This is a genomic window from Acidovorax sp. KPB24-07 (assembly GCF_057543315.1).
Map to the genome: position 1 here is coordinate 1 of NZ_BAAJYS010000682.1, position 1,206 is coordinate 1,206.

Below are 1,206 nucleotides of genomic sequence, written 5' to 3' on the forward strand. Positions count from 1 at the left end.
CGGATATCGGGGAGCACGTCAGTTTTCCCATTTATTCTTGCTTGATAAAGAATGCTGTCTGGACGGGTGGAGCCTGAATACTGTGGCACGACACGGACAATGACGTTATCTCCAGCTTTAACTGCATTGGCGATACCATTTTCAAAATCTCTGAATTGGCCGCGATTAATACTTGGGGCTTGTGGGAAGACTTCATTAACTCCGCCTGCACCCCCAAGTTGGTTTCCAATGGGGTGGCCTGCATCATCGTGGGGGCAGCCAAACCCTCTGGCTCTAGCTCGTGACGATGCATTGGTTGCTGATCCCGTTCCTAAATCCTCTGGTCTTATTTTGGCACTGGCACTTTTTAACGTGCCATCTGGATTGTGTTTGTATTTAGCTAGGGCATCTTTGCCGAAGAGCCCAAAAGGATCAAGCCAACTGATTGGATTAGGTGCGTAAATTGAAAGATGGCTTCCGCCTTGCAAACCAATCGGATCTTGGCTAGCAAACCTGCCCACAGCCGGATCGTAATACCGGAAGCGGTTGTAGTGCAGCCCGGTTTCCTCATCGAACTGCTGCCCCTGGAATCGGAAGGGTTGTTCGATCGGCGGCGGCGCGGATGACCGGGCGCTGGCACCGTCGCTCCAGTCCATTCCCGGACCGTTCCCCATGCGGCGGCGGGTGGGGCCGTCATCGGTCCCCGTTCTCGCCACGGGCCGCAGCGTGGCTTCCCCCCAGACCTTGTAGTCCGCCGCCCAGGCGATGTGCCCCTGAGCATCCGTCAACTCCAGCGGCGCCCCGATCTGGTCGCACTGATACCAATACGTCTCGAATCGATCCTGCGTGCCCTGAACCGTTGCCAGGGGCACAAAGCTCGCTGGCTCGTACACGAACAGCGCCTCCTTGCCCCCACGCTGGCTGTGCACCATCAGATCGCCATCCCACAGGAAGTGCGTGGCGCCGAACGAGTCCGCCTTGGACACGCGCCGTCCCAGCGCGTCATAGGCATACCGCGTGGTCTGCGTCACGCCATGGCGCGTGGTGCTGGCCTCGACCAGCTGATGATCGGCATTCCAGCGCAGCTGGACCACCTCATGGTGCCCCGCTTTCTGATTGCCCCGGGTGCGCTTCGTCACATTGCCATGCACGTCGTACTCGAAGTGCAGGTCTTGATAGAAGCGCAGCCGGTTGTCCCCCACCACGCCCAGGCCCCCTCGGCCATCG

The 1,206-nt window shown here is 58.9% G+C and carries 1 protein-coding gene; it reads right to left on the reverse strand.

Features of this window, described 5'->3' with window-relative positions:
* The coding region (locus AC27IQ_RS24985; RefSeq protein WP_487091217.1) for an RHS repeat-associated core domain-containing protein at window positions 1-1,184 on the reverse strand (1,184 nt) is incomplete at its 3' end.
* Between the last annotated feature and the right edge of the window lie 22 nt (window positions 1,185-1,206).